This window comes from Pirellulales bacterium (assembly GCA_036499395.1).
In the GTDB taxonomy this organism is placed as follows: domain Bacteria; phylum Planctomycetota; class Planctomycetia; order Pirellulales; family JACPPG01; genus JACPPG01.
On sequence record DASYDW010000132.1, the window covers coordinates 45,592 to 65,569 of the forward strand.

Consider the following 19,978-nt stretch of genomic DNA (forward strand, 5'->3'; position numbering starts at 1 on the left):
TTGAATCGAAAGCTTTCGTTCACGCTGTGTCTTGCCGCGATTGTCGTCTGCAATACGGCACGTGCCGACGACTGGGTAGGGCAACAGGTCTTTATCAAAGAGACGGCCAAGCCGAAACTCGGCAATAAGATCATTCCCTGGAACCAGGTCGGCATGCCGGCCACGGTTACCAAGGTCGACGGCGACTGGCTGTGGGTCGGTAAGGCGTGGGTCAAGAGTGGCGAAGTCGTCAAGCGTGACGACGCGCCGAGCTATTACGCCACGGTGATTCGTCGCGATCCCAGCGCGGCCTATGCCTACTTGCTGCGAGGCGTGGCGTGGCGATTGAAACGGGATTACGAGAACGCGCTGCGCGATTTCTCCGAGGCTATACGCCTCGAGCCCGACGCCCACATGGCTTATCAGGCCCGGGCGGCGGTCTATCACCAGTTGCACGAATTCCAAAAGGCTCTGGCCGATATCAGCGAGGCCATCCGCCTAGCGCCCGAGGTAGGACTGTACTACAACGACCGGGGCTGCATTTATAAAAGCCTGGAGAACTACAACAAAGCGCGCGAGCAGTTCGACGAGGCCATCCGTATTCAGCCAAACCTGGCGCTGGCCTACAGCAATCGCGGCGTGAACTGGCACGTCGAGAAGAAATACGACAAGGCGATGGCCGATTTCAACAAAGCCCTCGAGATCGATAACAAGCTGACGCACGCCTACAACATGCGCGGATACGTCTGGAGCAAGGAGGGGCATTACGCCGAAGCGCTCAAGGATTGGGATGAATCGATTAGGCTCGCTCCGTTCGAGCCTGGGGGGTATACGAATAAAGCCCGGCTCTACGCCACTTGCATGTCCCTCGGGCATCGCGATGGAGAATTGGCAGTCGAGAATGCTCAGAAAGCGTGCGAGCTGTCCTTCTGGGAAGAATGGCTGTACATCGCTACGCTCGCAGCGGCCTACGCTGAAGCCGGGAAATTCGAGGAAGCAGTCGAGTGGCAAAAGAAAGCGATCGCGATGAACAAGAATCCCGAGAAACGCGATACAATCGAACATCAAAAGCGGCTGGAACTGTACGAGGCAGGCATGCCGTATCGTGACCCGGAAGTTTCCGAGTGAGAACGCCGCAGCCGATGCGCGGCAGAGACAACGAATAATACGATAGGCTCAGGCTCCCAAACATGGCTCAAAACACATCGAGTTCGGCGACCGATGCCGCGGCCGTTGGCGCTACCATCGCCGTGCTTCCCACGCCCGGTCAGATGCAGGCGTTTCTCACCCTGCCTGACGACCAACCGATCGTGATGGTCAATCTTCTAAAGTTCAGGGTGGATGGCGGTGAGGCGGAGTACGCCAAATACTCGGCCGCGATCCAGCCGATTCTGGCGAAGATTGGCGCCAAAATCTTGTTTTCCGGAAAGGCCGAATTTTGTCTTATCGGTCAGGCCGATTGGGACATGGTCGCGCTCGTTCAATACCCGCGAAAGCAGAGCCTTGTGCAGATGTCCCTCTCGCCGGAATACCAGGCTATCCATCATTTTCGTGAGGCCGGCCTCGAAGGCCAAATCAACTACGCGGTTGTTCCGACCGGGGCCTGAATGGGCCATGCAGCAATCCACCGGCATTTCAATAGTCTCGGAATCGTCTTATCCGAGGGAATCGTCCTCTATGCGAATTAGTTTGATACTGTTCGCGTTGTTCGCGGCGCCGCTGGCTTCTTACGTCAACGCGACGACGCGCCCGAACGTCATCTTGATTCTTGCCGATGATCTGGGCTACATGGACATCGGGGCCAACAACCCGCGATCGTTCTACGAGACGCCCAACATCGACGCGATCGCCGCGCAGGGAATGCGTTTCACGCAAGGCTACTCGGCTTGCCCGGTCTGCTCGCCGACGCGGGCCAGCATCATGACAGGCAAATACCCAGTTCGGACGGGTATCACAGACTACATCGGCGGCAAGCGAGAAGAGCGCTTCCGACCGGCGCCAAATCAGGATCACCTGGCGCTGGAAGAAATCACGATTGCCGAACGCTTTCGCGACGCCGGCTACACGACGTTCTTCGCGGGCAAGTGGCATCTGGGAGAAAACCAGTACACACCGAACGCACAAGGCTTTGGTCCCGGACTGTCCGGCGCCGGACAGTTCTATTACCCGTCCAGCGACGTGCCCCTTCCCGACAAGAACGACGATCCCAAGACCACGGACCGCATTGCCAACGAAGCCGTGCATTTCATCGAGACACACAAGGACGGTCCGTTCTTCGCTTACTTGCCATTTCTGGCCGTGCATACCCCGATCAAGGCGGCGCCGAACATCGTTGCGAAGTACGAGGCAAAGAAGCCGTCCGCGCCAGCCGACGCCTGGGGCCAGGAACGCGAACGAAAGGTGCGCTTGGTGCAGAATCATGCTGCTTATGCAGCCATGCTCGACCAAATGGATGCGGCGATCGGCCGGGTGCTTGCGGCCGTCGATCGCGCCGGTCTCGGCGAGCGAACGATCATTGTGTTTACCTCGGACAATGGCGGCCTGTCTACTTCCGAAGGGCATCCAACGTCGAATCTGCCATTGCGCGCCGGCAAAGGTTGGCCGTACGAAGGGGGCATTCGCGCGCCGTGGATCGTTCGCGCGCCAGGGGTCGCCAAACCGGGCAGCGTTTGCGACACGCCCGTAATTTCGACGGATTTCTATCCAACGCTACTCGAGTTGGCCGGACTGCCACTTGACTCCGCGCAGCATATCGATGGAATCAGCTTGGTTCCGCTACTCGGCGGGGGCACTGTACAACGTGACGCACCACTGTTCTGGCACTACCCACACTATGGGAATCAGGGAGGCGCCCCGTTCGGCGCCGTGCGCGACGGGGACTGGAAGCTGATCGAATGGTTCGAAGATGGAAGTTTGGAGCTATTCAATCTTCAGGACGATGCCAAGGAACTGACGAATTTGGCCGCGAAGAATCCGGAGAAAGTCCAGGAATTGCGAGCCAAGCTGATTGCCTGGCGCGGTGCGACCGGCGCACGGATGCCCACGCCCAATCCGGATTTCGTCGAGACGCCAACCCGCTAGTCGGAATGGTGTATCGGTGCCGTGGTTTAACCAAAGAATTCGACGTCGACTGGCGCGGCGTTTGCTTTTTGCAGAATCACGGAGGGTTTTATGACAAATCGAATCAGCCACTACTGCGGCGACGTGAGCGACGTCGCGCTAGCGCGAGATACCTTGGCGTTTTGCGATGCCGTCCTGCGGTCCCGCGATCCACTGGTCGATTTGCGGCCGTGGGAGATCGACGCCCTTTCTGAACTTCATGGAGAGGCCGTGGGCATTTTCCGCATTTTTGCGGTTCCACTCCCTTGGGAACGCGCGTCCTCGCGCTGATCGTTTTCGATCCATGCTGGCCGTTTTCCGAACATCCGTGGACGGCGCTAGCTAAATCTGCAATTGAAATTTAGCCCACCAGAATCCGGGGCTGACGCTGCGGATCAGAAACAGCCTTCCGGACAAGTTCTCGCACCATCCAGGGAACATTTCCCTCGCCGAGAAGCAAGAAATTCAAATTGGCAGCCAGTGGCGGCTCGTTCGACCAGCCGAAGATGATTTCCGGCGGGCCGGCACCATCGCCGCACAACTCCAGTCCGATCGAGGCCAGCACGTGAGCAATGCTCACGCAGCGCCACACGCGGATCACTTCCAGGTTCTCTTCCCGTTCGATCTTCATCAGCGGGTTCTGATAGAAATTGCTCGGGTCGCCGAGATACGCCTCAATGAAAATGATGGGTAGCTCGGGCTCGATGCGGTAGTCACGGTGCAGGTCCGCACTCTTCTGTGTCAGGGAGATCAGGCCGGGACGATGCGGTACCAGGTATTTGACTCCCTGACGACGTAAGGCCATCCAGCGGGTCTTAGTTACTGCGTCGGCAAAGTCAAAGCCCTCGAAGCGCGGTTCCGTACTACGAATCCATCGCGAAACGATGGAGCTTACGAGAATTGCCACGACGAACGAGAGCGCGATGGCCAAGCCGGACTGATTGATGAGAATTGTCAAGCCCGTCATCGTCAGAAAGAAGCCACCTGCCACAACAAACAGAGCGAACCGGGACACGTTGGCCAGCCCGCGCGCGGCCTGCATGCGCAGATCTTTTGTCGCCGCGATCGCCGCCCCGGCCAACAGCACCAGCACGCTGGTGGCGTACGCCCATTGCTGCGCTGCCGGACTAGCCTGAAAGACCACGGTGATTAATAGAACCATGGCGTTCAGCACGAGCAGGATGACGCCCAGCTTGCCCGCCCAACTGACTTCCATGCCCAGGCGATTGAGGTAGTGGGGCAACATATTCTGCAATCCCATCGTCACCGTGGCGCCGGCCAGGCACAGAATGATGGCCGTCGACAGGTCGAACAGATCGCCGAAGCGGTGGCCGAATATCGGGCTAAGTTCAGTGCCGTTCGTCAGATGCGAGCCGTGGGCGATATATGCCAGCGCTCGATGCTCGGCAGCGCCCCCATGTTCCAATTGGAAATAGGGTACATACAGCGTGGTGACCACGACGGCGCCCAGCAAGTAGATCGCCATGATCGAGGCGGCGCAAAACATCAAGCGTCGCGTATTGCGAACCCGTCCGGCCGTTTGTTGCACCTCGTCGCCCGCGCCACCGCTGACCTGCGGCACTACGGACAGGATCATTTCGAAACCGCTGAGCCCAAGTGCCAGCGACGGAAACGTCCATAACCCCATGCTGATCCAAGCCCACAGCCAAGACTGGCCATTTTGCTCGACACCGTCCAGCGGCGTCGGTTGGGATGCAAAAATAGAATCCGTCCAAGATTGCACGATGTCAGGATGTTGCGCCAGATGGACGAGTCCGCTGGCGATCACAAGCGTCAATAGCAGCATGAAGCAACAGACAGCCGCGGCCGTCACCAGCAAGATGCGCCGGGTCAGGCCCCGCTTTAGCAGTTGCCAGGCCACGAAGGAGACGATCGACAGGCCAAGCGTGATGGTGACCTGCGGCTCGATCAGCCTTGCTAAAAGGCGCTCGAGCGGTGGCCACCAGATATGGTCGTCGATACGCAGTCCGGACGGCAAACGGGCGAGCAATCGCCGGCCGTGTGGATTGTTGAGCAAATGCACCGTCGCGTCCGCGACCGACAGGCTGCGCGTGATGACAAAGTCGGCGGCGGCAAAGCCCAATAGCGTTAACACGACAAGCTTGCCGCGCCAGCCAGGGATCAAATCTTCGAGCACGCCGACGGCGCCACGTCCGTCGGGTGCGCGGCCGACGATATACCAATAAACCGGCAGCGCCAGTAGGAAAGTGATCAGCACAACGCCGCCGGCGGCGACCGGAGCCCAGGGCCCGGCTGCCTGCACAGCGATCGACGGCAAGTACGCCAGCGTGCTGAAATAGTCGACCCCGACCAGGCACAGCACCAGCGGCCAAGGGTTCGACGAATGGTTTCGGCCGGGGCCCAGATTGTCAGGCATATATCGCCAAAATCAGCCGCACATTATTGTTGCTGACTAGATCACGACAGCACGACACGGCCGAGAATTATGCTGGCTTCGATTTTTCCTCCTCCTCGTCGTTCGTTTCCATCACGGCACGCTGGTGCAGTACGCGATCCAGGTCGTTCCATAGAAAGAACAGGCCCAGGATGTTGTCCCAGCGCTTGATGACGTTCTGATGATTGTCCACGGCCAGTAGGTCGCCACCGCCGAAGGTGAGAATGGTCTCCAACACATCACGGTACTGCGTGCGAAAGCGCAAGCCCGTGCGGTCGGTTAGTTCGCTTCCTTCCCCGAAATGGAACTCGCCAATTTCGTTCGGCGTGAAACGCTTGCGACCATTGAGGGCCATGTGCAGCAGCGATCCAACCCACGGCAATAACAGCAACCAGCTCAATACCGTGCCGGTGCCAGGATCGAACCGCGGTTGCAAGTCGGCCAGATAGTCGAAGACCGAACTGAGCATCGCGATGTTCTTGATATCCTCGATGTATTTCGAGGCGAGCCACACGAGCCCAAGAATCAATAACCACAGCCCCAGCTTGCGGGTGCTGAAGTCGTAGAGAAGCGTGATAAAGAAATACAGCAGTACCCACACATAGAGCCAGCCGAAGAAGCTGGTCCATTGCGGCTCGCGCTTGACGACCGAGGCCGACACGAAGCCGACGACGATCAGCAACCATAAAAAGAAGCTGGGATGTGCGGAGTAAACCGTCACTTCGTCGAGATTACCGCGCCGGCCGCGAATCACGACCAGCGGCAGCGTGATTATGAACCGCGCGAACTGATAAACAGCTCGCAGGGCAGGTCGGACGATTTGACGACGTGCGCCATCGCTCGTCGGTTCTTCGTGATCGAAACCACTGCCCCGCATGCCGCCACCCGCATCTGCCGAGGGTTTGGCCACTGGAATTCTCCTCCCCTGATTGATTTGCTGAGCCGGTATTTTAAATGAAACGCCCGTGATTGCGTAGCGCAGCCTGGCGGTACGATACCTAGCTACTGACGCCGAAAGCTCTTCGGTGTTTTTCGCACGCGGTAAATATTTATTGAATCGCGGATCTTGACGGCGGTGTTTTCGGCATTATGCCCTGTTGAATAGCCCGCAAGGCTTTTCGCTGGCGGTCGCGAGAAGCCGTCGCGTCGCGACCTGCTGTTTCATTCCCGAGATGCCGCGAAGGCAACATTCGGATAACGGGCTGGCACCGTAGGCATCACGTGAGCGCAGCGGATGGTCGTATTCGTTAAAAAATTAACGGAAGCAGCTTGACGGTTGTCGTGCGGGTTCGTATCATTCCGTTAATTAATTAACGGAGGTCGTCTTCCTGCCCGGGCCGGGTGCTGTTGGAGGAGTCGGATGCCTAGATTGCCCTCTGAGAATCTCACGGATCGCGAAGCCCAGATGATGGAAATCCTGTGGCGCGATGGTGCGCAGTCGGCCGAAGCCGTCCGTCTGGCTCTCGATGACCAACCCCACGATTCCACGGTGCGCACGCTGCTACGAATTTTGGCTCAGAAGGGCTATGTGCGGATTCGGGGACGCCAGCCGGCGCTGTATGAGGCCGCGATTGCGAGGTCGCGCGTGCAGGCCAAGGCGACGCGAAACCTGTTAACCCGCTTCTTCGCCGGCTCGGTGACCGACTTGGTTCAGCAATTGGTCGAGGACAAGCAACTGTCGCCGGAAGAGCTTGACCGCATTGGCAAATCGTTCAAAGCACGCCGCCGCAAAGGAGGCTGACCATGATGGCAAACGTGGCCGTGAGCTTGGTGTTTAAGGGTACGCTGCTTCTGTTGATCGCCTGGGTTGTCGATGTCAGCTTCGGGCGTCGCTGGCCCCTTGCGGTTTCTGCCTTCTGGAATGCGACGTTATTGGGCTTGGCGATCTTGCCCGTCGCGGTCGCGGTGGTACGGCCGGTGAATCTGCCATTGCTCGCCGCGCCGGTTGACAACTCCTCTCTCATGCACGTTGCGGACGCCGATTGGACGAAAGCGGGCGAGCCATTCGGCACTCGAACAACTGCGAATGACAGTTCTGACGCGACCGTAACGACTCACATATCAGCGACGGCGCCCGCTCCGGCGACCACACCGGATTCGCCAGGAACTGCTGGTTCTCTTCCGTATCGATTCCGGCTCTTCAATGCGATCGCGGCGTTCTACGGCGTGGGATGCGTGGTGGTCTTACTGCGACTGATCGGAAGCTGGCAGATCGTCGCCTTATTGCGGCGACGCTCGCACGCTGTAACGGTCAACGAATGGACTGCCCGACTGGAGTATTGGCAGATCAGGCTGTTTCACAAACCCTTGCATCGACTGATATTGCTCGAGAGCGACGAGATCGACATCCCCGTTGTCCTTGGCATATTTCGTCCCGCGATTGTTATTCCAAGGCGTTTGGCCCAAGAGACGTCGCACCAACTATTGGACACAATCATCGTGCATGAGTGCGCGCACATTCTCCGCGCCGACTATGCATGGCAGTTCTTGCAGCGAGTGGTGGAAGCTGTCTGGTGGTTTCATCCGCTGGTTTGGCTCGCCAGGCCCAGGATCGCGCTGGGGCGTGAATGTGCCTGTGACGCTTTCGCGGTCCATGCCCTTCGAGATGGTGATAGCTACGGACAGGAACTACTGCGCATGGCGGCTGGGAATAGCACACGTCGCGCACTCGGGCTGGGGCTTGCCGTCGCGCGGCATAGCAGCCTTGCGCGAAGACTGCATCTACTCAGCGAAGCCCAGGGGGCCGATCATTGTGCCGCCTCGCGATTCACTCGCGGCGTGGTCACGGCAGGAATGGTGACGAGCGTGGTGCTGAGTGCGGGACTGGTCGTTGGTCAGGCGCCCGCAATTGCGCCGCAACGAAACTCGACAGCCAAGGCCGAGCCTGAAGCGGATGAGTCGCAAGATTTGACGGTCGAAGATGTGCTTGCTCGCTCAGAGGCGGCCGCCCAGGCGATGACTCCCTACGATGTGCGCATCACCGTGAAACTATCATGGTTGATGAAGACGGTCATCGTCGATCGTGAAAAAGATCCTGAACAACCTAATTTCACGAAAAAAATGGAGTGGATTCCCTATGGGCCGGATGAAGAGCCCAAATCAATTACGAATCGCTATCGGCAGGTCGCCGCGCGCGACGGCGCCCGGCGCATTGAAACGAACCTCGACGAGGACGAGTTGCCGACGGGCGTGCAACGATCGATTCTCGTCGACGACGGTCAAACGCAGCGCAGTATTTCGTTGACGCAAAAGGACCGCCCACAGGCCAGTATGCAGCGATCGCGTTCTTTCAATTTGCAGCCAGGGGACGAGTATTTGTCCTATACCAATCATTTGCTGGCGCGGGTGCCGATTGCGCTCTTGGCGCGCGAGCGGCCGCATTCGCAACTAATCAAGGACGAAAAGCCCGACGCCAATCTGATCGGACTATTGCTGCCGGCCGAAGATGGCCCTTCGCTGAAGCAATTCGAGTTTCGTGTGTGGTTCGATCGGCGCTACGGATGGTTGCCTCGTAAGATTGCCGTGTATCAATGCAAGGAGGGTGTGAGCAACCTGTTCGGAGCGATGGAGGTGGAAACGTTCCACGAGTTTGCACCGGGCAAATGGGCGCCAGTCGAAATGACCTACACGAATTACAACGTGCAGCCGGGCGAGTTTGAAGGGAAAGTCACATCGCGTTATCGGGCGCAAGTCGATGTCGACCATTCACGTTGGGATCAGCCGCTCGACGAGGGCGTTCTTCTGCTCCCGTTTGCCGAGGGGAGTCAAGTCGTCGATATGGTGAATGCTCAGATGGTCACCGTCGGCAAGCGAGACGATGGTCGCAACTCGGACTCGCTTGCCAAGAACGCCAAGAAGACTGTTTCCATCAACACGCCGGAAACGATGCAGCGGCAGCAGGCGGACCTGGAAAAAGTGCGGCCGCAGGATCAGGAACCGGGACGCATGCTCCGGAAATATGGCGCACTCCTGAAGGCGAACGAGGAAGGCGTGATCACAAGTCTGGATTTCCAAGGGGGGCCGAGTCGCCGACGGGGCTTTGGCGAACCAGATATCGACGACGACGGCCTCAAATACGTTGCACAGCTCGACAAGCTCGAACATTTAGCTCTGTCGAACACGCAAATCACGGATGCCGGCCTGGCGCAATTGCGCGGCCTGACGAGCCTGAAAGAGTTGGCATTGACGAATTGCAATATCACCGACGACGGGGTCAAGCAGCTTGACACGTTAGTGAACCTGGAATGGCTCTGGCTCAACAATAACCTTGTTCGCGACGGGAAACGTGTGCGGTTTGTCAAAATCACGGACGAGGCGCTGCGACTGTCGCGGCCGCTCAGCAAGTTGACGCATTTGCAACTCTATGGCACCGCGGTTACCGACGCTGGGCTAGAGTACCTTAAGGACCTGCCCAACCTTGGGCAGGTTTCGCTTAACGGCTCGGATGTCACGCGTGAGGGGGCCCGCAAGTTCCGGACGGACCATCCTGGACCGCGGATTTTGCTCGACTAGGCGTAATTCCATCGGCAGAGCCGTGCTCGGTCTTGACTTGGCCCTCCTATATTTCAATAATTATTGAAATATTGAAAGTCAAATATCGTCGGGAGCCCGTAGCGCAGGTACATCCCCATGAAAGAGGTCTTCAAGGCACTGGCCGATCCGACACGCCGCGAAATACTGTCGACGTTATCGGCCGGTCCGATGAATGCCGGTGAACTGGCCGGTAAGCTCAGCGTTGCTCCCAGCGCCCTCAGCTTTCACCTCAATGCGCTGAAAGCGGCCGACTTGATCGCCGACCAGCGGCAAGGGCAGTTCGTCGTATACACGTTAAATACCAGCGTCGTCGAGGATTTGTTGCGATTCATCTCGGAGAGCTTCTTTCCCGCAGCGCACAAATCGCGCGGAAGGCAAAGTTCATGTCGAGTGCGCCCTCGCGAAGACTGAGAAAGGGAACCAGCCAATGATCACGCGATGGCAGGGAATTGGTCTGGCGCTCTTGGTGATCGGCGACTTTCTCTTCGGCGCCGTCTGTGCCGCGCGCTTGCCGCAGCGGGTGCCGGTACATTGGAATTTCCAAGGGCAAGTCGATCGTTATGGATCGCCCTGGGAGTTGGCGTTCATCCTGCCGCTGACATTGGCGATCACAACCGGAGTGATGGTCGCTCTGCCATTCCTGGGGAAAACTGGCGAAGCGCTCGAACGATCGGGCCAGATGTACGGAAGGATTATCCTACTTGCTGTAGGAATGCTCGTGGCTATGCACGTCATGATGCTGGTCCTTTGGAACCAGCCGCAGGACATCGTGACCGGAAATCTGGTCAACCTGGGCGTGTTGTTCATGGTTCTGGGCAATTGGACGAGCAAGGTTCGCCGCAATCCAATCATGGGCGTTCGCACCCTCTGGACTTTGAAAAGCGATTACGTCTGGGAGCGCACCAACCGTGTGGGTGCGCGCCTGATGGTGGCGCACGGTGTGGCGATCGTGGCCAGCGCGTTTCTTTTGCCAGTTTGGGCAACATTTACGATGGTGCTGGGCGGAGCCGTGGCGGAAGTCATTTGGGCCATGGTCTATTCGCGCTCCTTGGCTCGCGGCGAGGCACAGCGTCAAGCCGGCCTGTCCTCACAATAATCCTCTTCGCGACAAACGCATCGCCAGGGCAGTCGAACGGTTGTCCGCCGCCGGTGCCCCTGGATTGTCGGTCAGGTGACGTGCATAGTGAATAGAGTGCCGGGGCTACGCGTCTCGGATTGACGCCATCGCCTATCAGAATTGCGGACCGAGCAAATCCACTTGCCCCTTTCGCCGGAAACCACAGTCGCTGGTCACCGCGGAAAATGGACGCTGCTGTTCGTCGCTGCGCTCTTGGCCTGCTACGTCGGATTGGGCCTGACCGCCTCGACTCGTAAATCGCAGACCGGTGACGAGGGCGCCCATCTAACAGGCGGTGTCAGCTACTGGGCGTTCAACGACTATCGAATTCAGCCTGAGAACGGGAATTGGCCGCAACGCCTGTGTGGGCTGCCGGTTTGGCTCGCCGGCTACCAATTCCCTTCCACCGAAAGCGCGAATTGGCGCGAGCTGAAGCAGTGGGACGTTGCGGAGCAGTTCTTTTATGTCTGCGGCAACGACGTCGATCGAATGTTGTTTGACGGCCGCGCGATGACGGCCATCCTGGGTGTCGCACTGGGCCTGTTGGTCTTTGCCTGGTCGCGACGGTTGTTTGGGCTACTGGCGGGCTTTTTGAGTCTGACGCTCTTCGCGTTCTCACCCACCATGCTGACGCATGGTTTTCTGATTACTTCGGACATGGCCAGCGCATTGTTCTTTACGGCGTCTGTTGCTGCCTTGTGGAGGCTCGTGCATCGCGTGTCGGCCGTATCGTTGGCGGCTTGTTGGTTCGTGCTCTCCGGATTGTTCCTGTCGAAATTCGCCGCGCCGATGATCGTCCCCATCGGTGGCTTGATCGTGGCCGTGCGGCTGTTGAATGCCGCGCCGTTGAGAATTGAATTCGGAACGGGACGTGCGATCTCGGGGCGGTTGCGGCAGGTTGCCATGTTCGCAAGCCTTGTTCCCGTGCTGATCGTAGGCGTAGCGGGGACGATCTGGGCGTCGTACGGTTTTCGCTACGAAATGCTTAACCCCGGTCTGGGCCCGGCCGAGGTAGCTGTTCCCTGGGATGGTGTAGAAACAAAATCGAACATCGCGAATCAGCTACTGAGTGCGGCGCGCGAGTGGCGGCTGCTGCCCGAGGGTTATCTGTACGGCTTTTCGCACGTGCTGCATTTCTCCGAGTCACGCAGTGCATTCTTGAACGGTGAATATCGACGCTTCGGCTGGTTGAGCTTTTTCCCCTACTGTTTCGCTTACAAGACGCCGCTGGCGCTTTTGGGATGTCTGGCGTTGGCCGTTGCCGCAGCGTGGCGTTTTCCGCAACAGTCGAACGCCGTGGCGCCCCCCGAACTGGCCGATTCGACGCGAGCTCTGAACTTGCCGTCCTTCGGCGGATGGCTGTACCCGCTAGTGCCACTGGTAGCACTGGTTACTGTGTATTGGGCCTTTGCGCTGGTCAGCCATTTGAACATTGGGCATCGCCACTTGTTGCCGACGTATCCGGCGCTGTTCATCATGGCTGGCGCCGCTGCCTGGTGGATCTTCCCGCCGCAGCGAAACCCTGAACCTTCGATTCGAGTGCGCCGGCGCGGCTTCGTCCCGCTTGCGCGCGTCGCGCTCGCGGTGTGCCTGCTTTGGTCGGTCGTCGATGGGCTGTGGATTTGGCCGAATTATCTGGCGTACTTCAATCCTTTGGTCGGTGGTCCGTGGAACGGATACCGGCACCTGGTCGATAGTTCGCTCGATTGGAGCCAGGATCTGAAGGGTGTCAAAGCATGGCTCGACGCGCATCCGATTGATGCGCGCGATACGCAGCAGCTGTACTTCGGATTCTACGGTGCACCACCGCCGAGCTACTACGGAATTCAGGCTAAGCGTTTGCCATCGTTCCCGGAGAAGTGGGAGCCTCACGTTCCCGAGCCGCTGACCGGCGGTACGTATCTCGTCAGCGCAACGGTGCTGCCAGGCATCGTGCTTCTGATGCCCGGCCGGTGGAATGAAGAGTTCGAAACGCGGTATCAGAACCTGCGGAAAAACGTCGATGTTTATCGCCAACTGTCGGCCACGGCCGAGGGGCAACAGCAATTGTCGACGATTGCTTCACCGGACGAGTGGCAGGACATGTTCAGGATGTACGAAGCGGCACGCTTCAGCCGGCTAGCCAGTTTCCTGCGCCAGCGCGAGCCAGACGACGAAATCGGCTATTCGATCCTGGTCTATCGCTTGACCGACGCGGATATTGCGAATGCTTTGGACGGCCCACCCATGGAATTGCTGGAAATGCCCGAGGCGCAGAGCGAGGACCTGCGGCGCGAGGGACCACGGTTGGAATAAGCTCAGCGGTGCAGCTCACGCCGCACGATCGCGGCTGGTGGCGCTTTCAGTAGTCCTCCGCCGGCGGGGGGAAACCGTCCCTCTATGCCATTTGCCCCGCAAATTTCCCTCCTCACGGCTCCTGTGGTATGGTGATTCTTCAGCAGCTAATAAGGGATCCAGGGCTGGTTCTGCCGCGACGTTTCGCGACACATTGAGTCGCAGAACGCCAACCGGAAATTAACTCATTAAGGGGGCAGGTCCGGAGTCGTTCGTAAAATTCGCGGTTGTCATGACACTGCTGCACCTCTACCTCGGAACAAAGAGATGGCACAGCTTTCCGAATCCCCCTCCACGTCGAACCTCGACGACAATGACGTCCAAGCCATTGACCGGCTGCGCGATGTCTATCGCCGGCTGCGCGACGAATTAGGCCGAGTCATTATTGGCCAGCACGATACGATCGAGCGGTTGTCGATCTGCCTGTTCGCGCGCGGGCACTGTCTGCTGATGGGGGTGCCGGGCCTCGCTAAGACGCTGCTCGTGAGCAAGGTCGCGGAGACAATGTCGCTGCGCTACAGCCGCATCCAGTTCACGCCTGACCTGATGCCGATGGACATCACCGGTACTGACATTCTGCAGGATGGCACAGACGGCCGGCGTGAATTTCATTTTGTGTCGGGCCCGGTGTTTGCCAACATTGTGCTGGCCGACGAGATCAATCGTGCTCCGCCCAAGACGCAAGCCGCGATGCTCGAAGCGATGCAAGAGCATAAGGTAACGGTCGTCGGCAAGACGTTTCAATTGGATTCGCCATTCTTCGTGCTCGCCACGCAAAACCCGGTCGAGCAGGAAGGAACGTACCCACTTCCCGAGGCACAGCTCGATCGGTTCATGTTTCTGGTCGAACTCGACTATCCTTCGGAAGCCGAAGAGGTATTGATTGCACGAACCACGACGGGCGATGCCCTGCCGACCCTCGATCACATCCTGACGGCGACCGAAATCATCGAGCATCAGCAGCTAGTTCGTCGCGTGCCGGTACCGGATCATATTTATCAATACGCGGCGCGCCTGGTGCGCAAAACGCGGCCGCGCGGCACCGCGGCGCCGGATTGGATCAAGCCCTTCGTCGCCTGGGGCGCAGGGCCTCGGGCTGTGCAGTATTTGATCTTGGGGGCGAAAGCCCGCGCTGCTTTACACGGCAGTTACATGGTGCGGCTGGAAGATATCCACGAAGTCGCCTTGCCGGTACTGACGCATCGCGTGATCACGACGTTCGCGGCTCAGGCCGAAGGTCTCGACGCGAAGCATATCGTGCGGCGCTTGATCGAAGAAACGACGGCCGACGAGTAGATTTCGAATTACGGAATAGTGAAGTCGCAATAATTACAGCCCCACGGGGCCAGTCGGTGCGACCACAATGCACCCGCACGGTGGCGTATGCTTTCGGACCGTCAAGCGCGCAGTTTTCTCGACGCGCAAGTTCTCTCGCGTCTGGCGGGCATGCCATTGTTTGCGCGTCGCCCCATGCAGGGGAACGTCTCGGGTCGACACGCCAGTCCGCACCGCGGCGCAAGCGTCGAGTTCGCCGAATACCGCAAATACGTCCCCGGTGACGATCTGCGCCGGCTCGATTGGCGCGCTTATGGCCGCTCGGACCGGTTTTATGTCAAGGAGTTCGAGGCCGATACGAATTTGCGCTGTTGCTTCGTCATCGACACGTCAGGCTCGATGGGCTTCGGCTCGACCGGTGTCACGAAGATCGAATACGCGCGACGCCTGGCCGGCACGATTGGTTACCTGGCGTGCCAACAAGGAGATGCGGTCGGGCTGGCCTGTGTAGCGCAGAATATCGTTCGCAACCTGCCCCCCAAACGCAATGCCGCCCACCTGCGACTGGTGCTCGACATGCTCGAAGGGATGCGGCCACGTGGCGATACGCAATTGGCCGCCACGCTGCACGAACTGGCCGAGACAATCCGCCAGCGGGCTTTGGTAGTGATTATTTCGGACCTATTCGTAGAACCGGCGATTCTCAATAGTTGCTTCCAGCATCTGCGCTTTCGCCATCACGATGTGGCGGTGTTCCACTTGCTCGATCCGCTGGAACTCGACTTCAACTTTCGGCGGCCCATGCGCTTTCTCGACATGGAAGGGGGCCCGGCGATTTTTGCTGAGCCGACCGACATCGTCGACCGTTATCAAAAAGCGCTGCATCAGTATCTGGCGGACCTGAAGCAGGTCGTGCTCGAATCGGCCGTGGACTATCAACGCGTCTCACTGGCCGACGATTACGAACAAGTTCTCGTCCGTTTCCTGGTAAGCCGTGCCGCGGCCAGGGGGCGGCGTTGAGCTTTCTGCAACCGTGGCTCTTGGCGGCGCTGCCGCTGATTTCCCTGCCAATCATCATTCACATGGTGAATCAGCGCCGCTTTCAGACGATTCAGTGGGCGGCCATGATGTTCCTGCTGGCCGCTCGCCGCATGGCTCGCGGCTATTCGCGCTTGCGTCAATGGCTGATCATGTTGGCGCGGATGGGAGCGGTCGCGGGATTGATCTTGGCCGTCAGCCGTCCGCTGGCCAGCGGCATGTTGGGACTGGCTGCCGGCGGTCGCGCCGATACGACGATCATCCTATTGGATCGTTCTCCCAGCATGCAGCAGCGTGGTGTGGCGGGACAGTCGAAGCTCGAGACGGGGCGCGGCCAACTCGCCCGTGCGTTGCAAACGCTGCGCTCGGACCGCTGGGTGTTGATCGATAGCGCCACGGATCAGCCGCGAGAATTGGCTACGCCGTCCGCATTGGAAAGCGCGCCCGAATCGAGTCCGACAAGTGCGCCGGCCGATCTGCCGGGCATGCTACAAGCCGCCTATCGCTACATCCAAGAGAATCACACGGGACAAACCGAAATCTGGATCTGTTCGGATTTGCGTGACAACGACTGGGCGCCGGAGAGCAATCGCTGGTCGACCTTACGCAAGGCGTTTACCGAAATGCCGCAAGGCGTGCGGTTTCATTTGCTCGCTTACCCGCAGACCGCTAAGGCGAACGTCGCGGTGCGCGTCACGGACGTGCGACGGCAAGAGAACGACGACGGGGCTGAACTGCTCGTCTCCTTGAAGATACAACGTGAAGAAGGGGCCACGGACAAGGTCACGCTGCCAGTCCAGTTCGAGATCGAAGGTGCTCGTTCCGTGGTGCCGGTCGAACTATCGAGTCCGGTGACGGAGCTGAAGGACCATCAGATTCCGCTCGAGCGCTCGCGTCAGCGTGGCCGGGGTAAGGTTTCGATCCCGACGGATTCGAATCCGGCCGACGATGATTTTTATTTCGTATTCGATAAGCCGCCTCCTCGCCGGGCTGTGATTCTTTGCGAAGATGCTCGCGTTGAACGACCTTTGGCGCTTGCCACCGCGATCGCTCCCGAGCCTGGCCTGGAATGCAGCGGTCAAACGATCGACTTCGGCCAACTTTCCACCGTCGATTGGGACCAAACGGCGCTGTTGATCTGGCAAGCGCCGCTGCCGACAGGCCCGACCGCAACGATGCTGCAAAACTTCGTCGAGCGAGGCGGGCAAATAGTTTTCTTCCCACCGGCGAATCCAGGCAGTGAGGAATTCTTCGGCATGCGTTGGCAATCGTGGGTCGTGGATAACGACCACGTGCCCATAGAAACCTGGCGCAGCGACGAGGATGTTCTGGCCCGCACTCTCAGCGGCGCCGCGTTGCCGGTCGGGCAATTAGAGGTGTCGCGCTATTGTGGTCTGACAGGCGAAGCGACCACCTTGGCCACATTGCGAGGCGGCGCCCGACTCTTGGCGCGGGCCCCTACGAAACGCGGTGGCGTTTACTTCTGGGCGACGACCCCTTCGCCGGTCGACTCGTCGTTGGCCACCAGCGGCGTTGTGCTCTATGCGTTCGTACAGCGCACCTTAGCGGCGGGAGCCGACGTTCTTGCCCAAGTGAGACAACTCAATGCCGGACAGCCCGACGGCGAAGACCCAACGTCGTGGACGCGCGTTGTGGACACAGATCAGGGGCTTTCGACCGAGGCCGCCTATCAGCGTGGCGTTTATCGCGATCACGATCGGCTGCTGGCCGTAAATCGTCCATCGGCTGAGGATGATGCAAAAATCATGAGCGATGAACGTGTGGCCGAACTGTTTCACGGTCTGAACTACGCGCGCGTCGATGACGAAGCAGGGAATGTCGGCTCGTTGGTGCAGGAAATCTGGCGCGCGTTCTTGGGCACGATGCTCGTAGCGCTGGTTCTCGAAGCGGCGCTCTGCTTGCCCAAGGCGACATCAAGTGCGGGAGCCGGCCGATGACCGCTTCCCATTCCTTGACGTTCCTCTGGCTACCGTGGTCGGTCTTTGCCGCGATTGTCGTCGTGGCGGGCACATCGGTGCTCAGTTTCATTGCCTGGCGGCGCAGCGGTTATCGGCGCGACTACGGGTTGCTTGAGTTATTGCGGCTGGCCTTGGTGATGCTCGTGGCGATATTGTTCAATCAACCAGAATGGGTCGAAGAGTACCGTCCTGACGAAAAGCCGACGATTGCCGTGTTTTGCGACGCCTCGACGAGCATGGACACGCGGGACGTGTCTGGTGCGGCTGCATCGCCGACATCGATCTCGACACGGCGCGAGGCGATCGCGCCGCTCGCCGACAACACGTTCTGGGATTCCCTGCGCGATCGGCTGGCCGTCGAAGTGCAGGTCATTTCACCGGCCGAGACGGCGCACGGTACGAATCTGTACGAACCGCTCATGACGTCCATCGACCGCTATCGCAACCTGCGCGGCATCGTTCTGGCCTCGGACGGCGATTGGAACGAAGGGCAGCCTCCGGTGCAGGCAGCCACGGCCCTGCGATTGCAAGAGGTGCCGGTGTTCGTCGTGCCGGTTGGCAGTGCCGCGCGATTGCCCGATGTCGAACTCCTGACGCTCGATGCGCCGACGTTTGGCATTGCCGGCAAGTCGGTGCGAATCCCCTTTACGATCGAAAGCACCCTGCCTCGCGAGCAGATAACGACCGTCGTGCTGAAAACCTCGGACGGCGAAGAAGTTTCCAAAGAGTTGCGCATCGCGCCGATGGGGCGCACCAGCGACTGGTTGATTTGGAAACCAAAGAACGTCGGTGATTACACGCTAGCGATCGACGTGCCCGTGCAAGAGGATGAGTTGCTGACGGATAACAATCGTTTGGTGGCGCCGATTTCGATTCGCGAGGAAAAGCTGCGGGTGCTGCTGGTCGAATCGATTCCGCGTTGGGAATACCGTTACCTTCGTAATGCACTATCGCGCGATCCCGGCGTGGAGCTTTCTTGCCTGCTATTTCATCCCGGGCTGAACAAGGTCGGCGGTGGTAACAAGGATTACATCAAGCAGTTTCCTCAAGGCTTGGATGAGCTTTCGAAGTTTGACGTTGTTTTTCTCGGGGATGTCGGCATTGAGGAGGGGCAACTTACGAGCGAAGATTGTCGCCTGTTGAAAGGGATCGTCGAGCATCAGGCCAGCGGCCTGGTCTTTATGCCTGGCTGGCAGGGGCGGCAAAACTCGCTCGTTGATAGTGAGCTGGGAGATCTGTCTCCCGTGGTTCTCGATCCGGCCCAGCCCGGCGGCTGGGGCTCGCGCACGGCCAGCACCCTGGAACTGACCGAAACCGGTCGCCGCAGCTTGCTTACGAAGCTGGCGGACACGCAGGATGACAATACCGATGTCTGGGAGAATCTGCCCGGCTTTCAGTGGTACGCGGCCGTTAAGCGGGCCAAGGCTGGCTCGGAAGTACTGTGCGTCCATAAAGATGCGGCCAACGAATTCGGCCGGCTCCCGCTCTTGGTGACAAGAACTTTCGGCGCAGGAAAAGTGCTTTTCATGGGAACAGACGGCGCTTGGCGCTGGAGAAAAGGTGTAGAAGACAAGTATCATTACAGGTTCTGGGGTCAGGTGGTACGCTGGATGGCGTATCAGCGGAACATGGCGAAGGGCGAGACGATGCGGATGTACTACTCACCCGAGCAGCCGCAAGTCCGGCAAACGATCGCGCTGTCGGCGAATGTCGCCGAACGCAGCGGCGAGCCACTTACGCACGGCGACGTCACGGCGCGCATCATCGCCCCGTCGGGCAAATCGGAAGTCGTGCGGTTTACGTCATCCGGAGATGAATGGGGCCAGTTTGCCGCGCGCTACACGGCGCACGAGCCCGGCAAGCACGAAGTCACACTCGCCTGTCAGCAAACCGGCGCCACGCTCGACGCGTCGTTCTTCGTACAAGGCACACAGGTCGAGCGCATCGGCCGTGCGGCGCGTCCAGAAGTGTTGGAAGAGATCGCCCGCGTCACGCGCGGCAAAGTGATTCGTCCCGACCGCTTGGACGAGGTAGTTGCCTCGTTGGCGGCACTACCCGATCCGCCGGCCTCGGTGCGTCGCGTGCAATTATGGTGTCATCCGGCGGTGATGGGATTGTTGGTGACTCTGTTGGGAGTTTTCTGGATCGGACGAAAAGCCGTTGGGTTGGTGTAAGAACAATTGCCCGGCGGTCAGAGCAATTTACACA

General features: G+C 59.1%; 15 protein-coding genes. 13 read left to right on the forward strand and 2 right to left on the reverse strand.

All coding sequences use genetic code 11. The features are described 5' to 3' along the window. From VGN12_27135 to VGN12_27150, 4 genes are all read left to right on the forward strand, one after another. The gene (locus tag VGN12_27135; protein ID HEY4313157.1) at positions 1 to 1,107 is read left to right on the forward strand and encodes a tetratricopeptide repeat protein; all 1,107 of its coding nucleotides are present in this window, start codon (positions 1 to 3) and stop codon (positions 1,105 to 1,107) included. A gap of 62 nt (positions 1,108 to 1,169) precedes the next feature. Then, complete coding sequence (locus VGN12_27140; GenBank protein ID HEY4313158.1) at positions 1,170 to 1,586, forward strand: DUF1330 domain-containing protein; 417 nt, start codon at positions 1,170 to 1,172, stop codon at positions 1,584 to 1,586. 70 nt (positions 1,587 to 1,656) lie between these two features. Further along, positions 1,657 to 3,060: a sulfatase gene (locus VGN12_27145; protein ID HEY4313159.1), complete on the forward strand. Its 1,404-nt coding sequence runs from the start codon at positions 1,657 to 1,659 to the stop codon at positions 3,058 to 3,060. 90 nt (positions 3,061 to 3,150) lie between these two features. Continuing rightward, entirely contained in the window at positions 3,151 to 3,369 is a 219-nt protein-coding gene (locus VGN12_27150; protein HEY4313160.1) for a hypothetical protein, read from the forward strand. A 70-nt stretch (positions 3,370 to 3,439) separates the two neighbouring features. On the opposite strand, the gene VGN12_27155 is transcribed toward VGN12_27150, so the two are convergent. After that, complete coding sequence (locus VGN12_27155; GenBank protein ID HEY4313161.1) at positions 3,440 to 5,476, reverse strand: hypothetical protein; 2,037 nt, start codon at positions 5,474 to 5,476, stop codon at positions 3,440 to 3,442. Between the two features lie 67 nt (positions 5,477 to 5,543). Then, the gene (locus tag VGN12_27160) at positions 5,544 to 6,404 is read right to left on the reverse strand and encodes a hypothetical protein (GenBank protein ID HEY4313162.1); all 861 of its coding nucleotides are present in this window, start codon (positions 6,402 to 6,404) and stop codon (positions 5,544 to 5,546) included. A gap of 450 nt (positions 6,405 to 6,854) precedes the next feature. Between VGN12_27160 and VGN12_27165 the strand changes: the two genes are divergently transcribed. The 9 genes from VGN12_27165 to VGN12_27205 all read left to right on the forward strand — a co-directional run bounded on the left by VGN12_27165 (position 6,855) and on the right by VGN12_27205 (position 19,944). Beyond that, positions 6,855 to 7,235: a BlaI/MecI/CopY family transcriptional regulator gene (locus tag VGN12_27165; GenBank protein ID HEY4313163.1), complete on the forward strand. Its 381-nt coding sequence runs from the start codon at positions 6,855 to 6,857 to the stop codon at positions 7,233 to 7,235. A 2-nt stretch (positions 7,236 to 7,237) separates the two neighbouring features. Next, a complete protein-coding gene (locus tag VGN12_27170; protein HEY4313164.1) occupies positions 7,238 to 10,006 on the forward strand; it encodes a M56 family metallopeptidase in 2,769 nt (922 codons plus the stop codon). 117 nt (positions 10,007 to 10,123) lie between these two features. Then, positions 10,124 to 10,438 (forward strand): metalloregulator ArsR/SmtB family transcription factor, encoded by a 315-nt coding sequence (locus VGN12_27175; GenBank protein HEY4313165.1) that lies wholly within the window; start codon positions 10,124 to 10,126, stop codon positions 10,436 to 10,438. 16 nt (positions 10,439 to 10,454) lie between these two features. Then, positions 10,455 to 11,123: a DUF1648 domain-containing protein gene (locus VGN12_27180; protein ID HEY4313166.1), complete on the forward strand. Its 669-nt coding sequence runs from the start codon at positions 10,455 to 10,457 to the stop codon at positions 11,121 to 11,123. A 162-nt stretch (positions 11,124 to 11,285) separates the two neighbouring features. Further along, positions 11,286 to 13,439 carry a hypothetical protein gene (locus VGN12_27185; protein HEY4313167.1) on the forward strand — a complete coding sequence of 718 codons (2,154 nt, stop codon included), beginning with the start codon at positions 11,286 to 11,288 and terminating at the stop codon, positions 13,437 to 13,439. A 306-nt stretch (positions 13,440 to 13,745) separates the two neighbouring features. Then, complete coding sequence (locus VGN12_27190; GenBank protein ID HEY4313168.1) at positions 13,746 to 14,774, forward strand: AAA family ATPase; 1,029 nt, start codon at positions 13,746 to 13,748, stop codon at positions 14,772 to 14,774. 87 nt (positions 14,775 to 14,861) lie between these two features. Next, positions 14,862 to 15,773, forward strand: a complete 912-nt coding sequence (locus VGN12_27195; protein HEY4313169.1) for a DUF58 domain-containing protein — start codon at positions 14,862 to 14,864, stop codon at positions 15,771 to 15,773. Beyond that, positions 15,770 to 17,749, forward strand: coding sequence for a BatA domain-containing protein (locus tag VGN12_27200; GenBank protein ID HEY4313170.1), 1,980 nt, complete (start codon positions 15,770 to 15,772; stop codon positions 17,747 to 17,749). Before VGN12_27195 ends, VGN12_27200 begins: the two co-directional genes overlap by 4 nt. Beyond that, on the forward strand, positions 17,746 to 19,944 hold the full coding sequence (locus tag VGN12_27205; protein HEY4313171.1) for a hypothetical protein: 2,199 nt from the start codon (positions 17,746 to 17,748) through the stop codon (positions 19,942 to 19,944). Before VGN12_27200 ends, VGN12_27205 begins: the two co-directional genes overlap by 4 nt. The last annotated feature ends 34 nt before the right edge of the window (positions 19,945 to 19,978 follow it).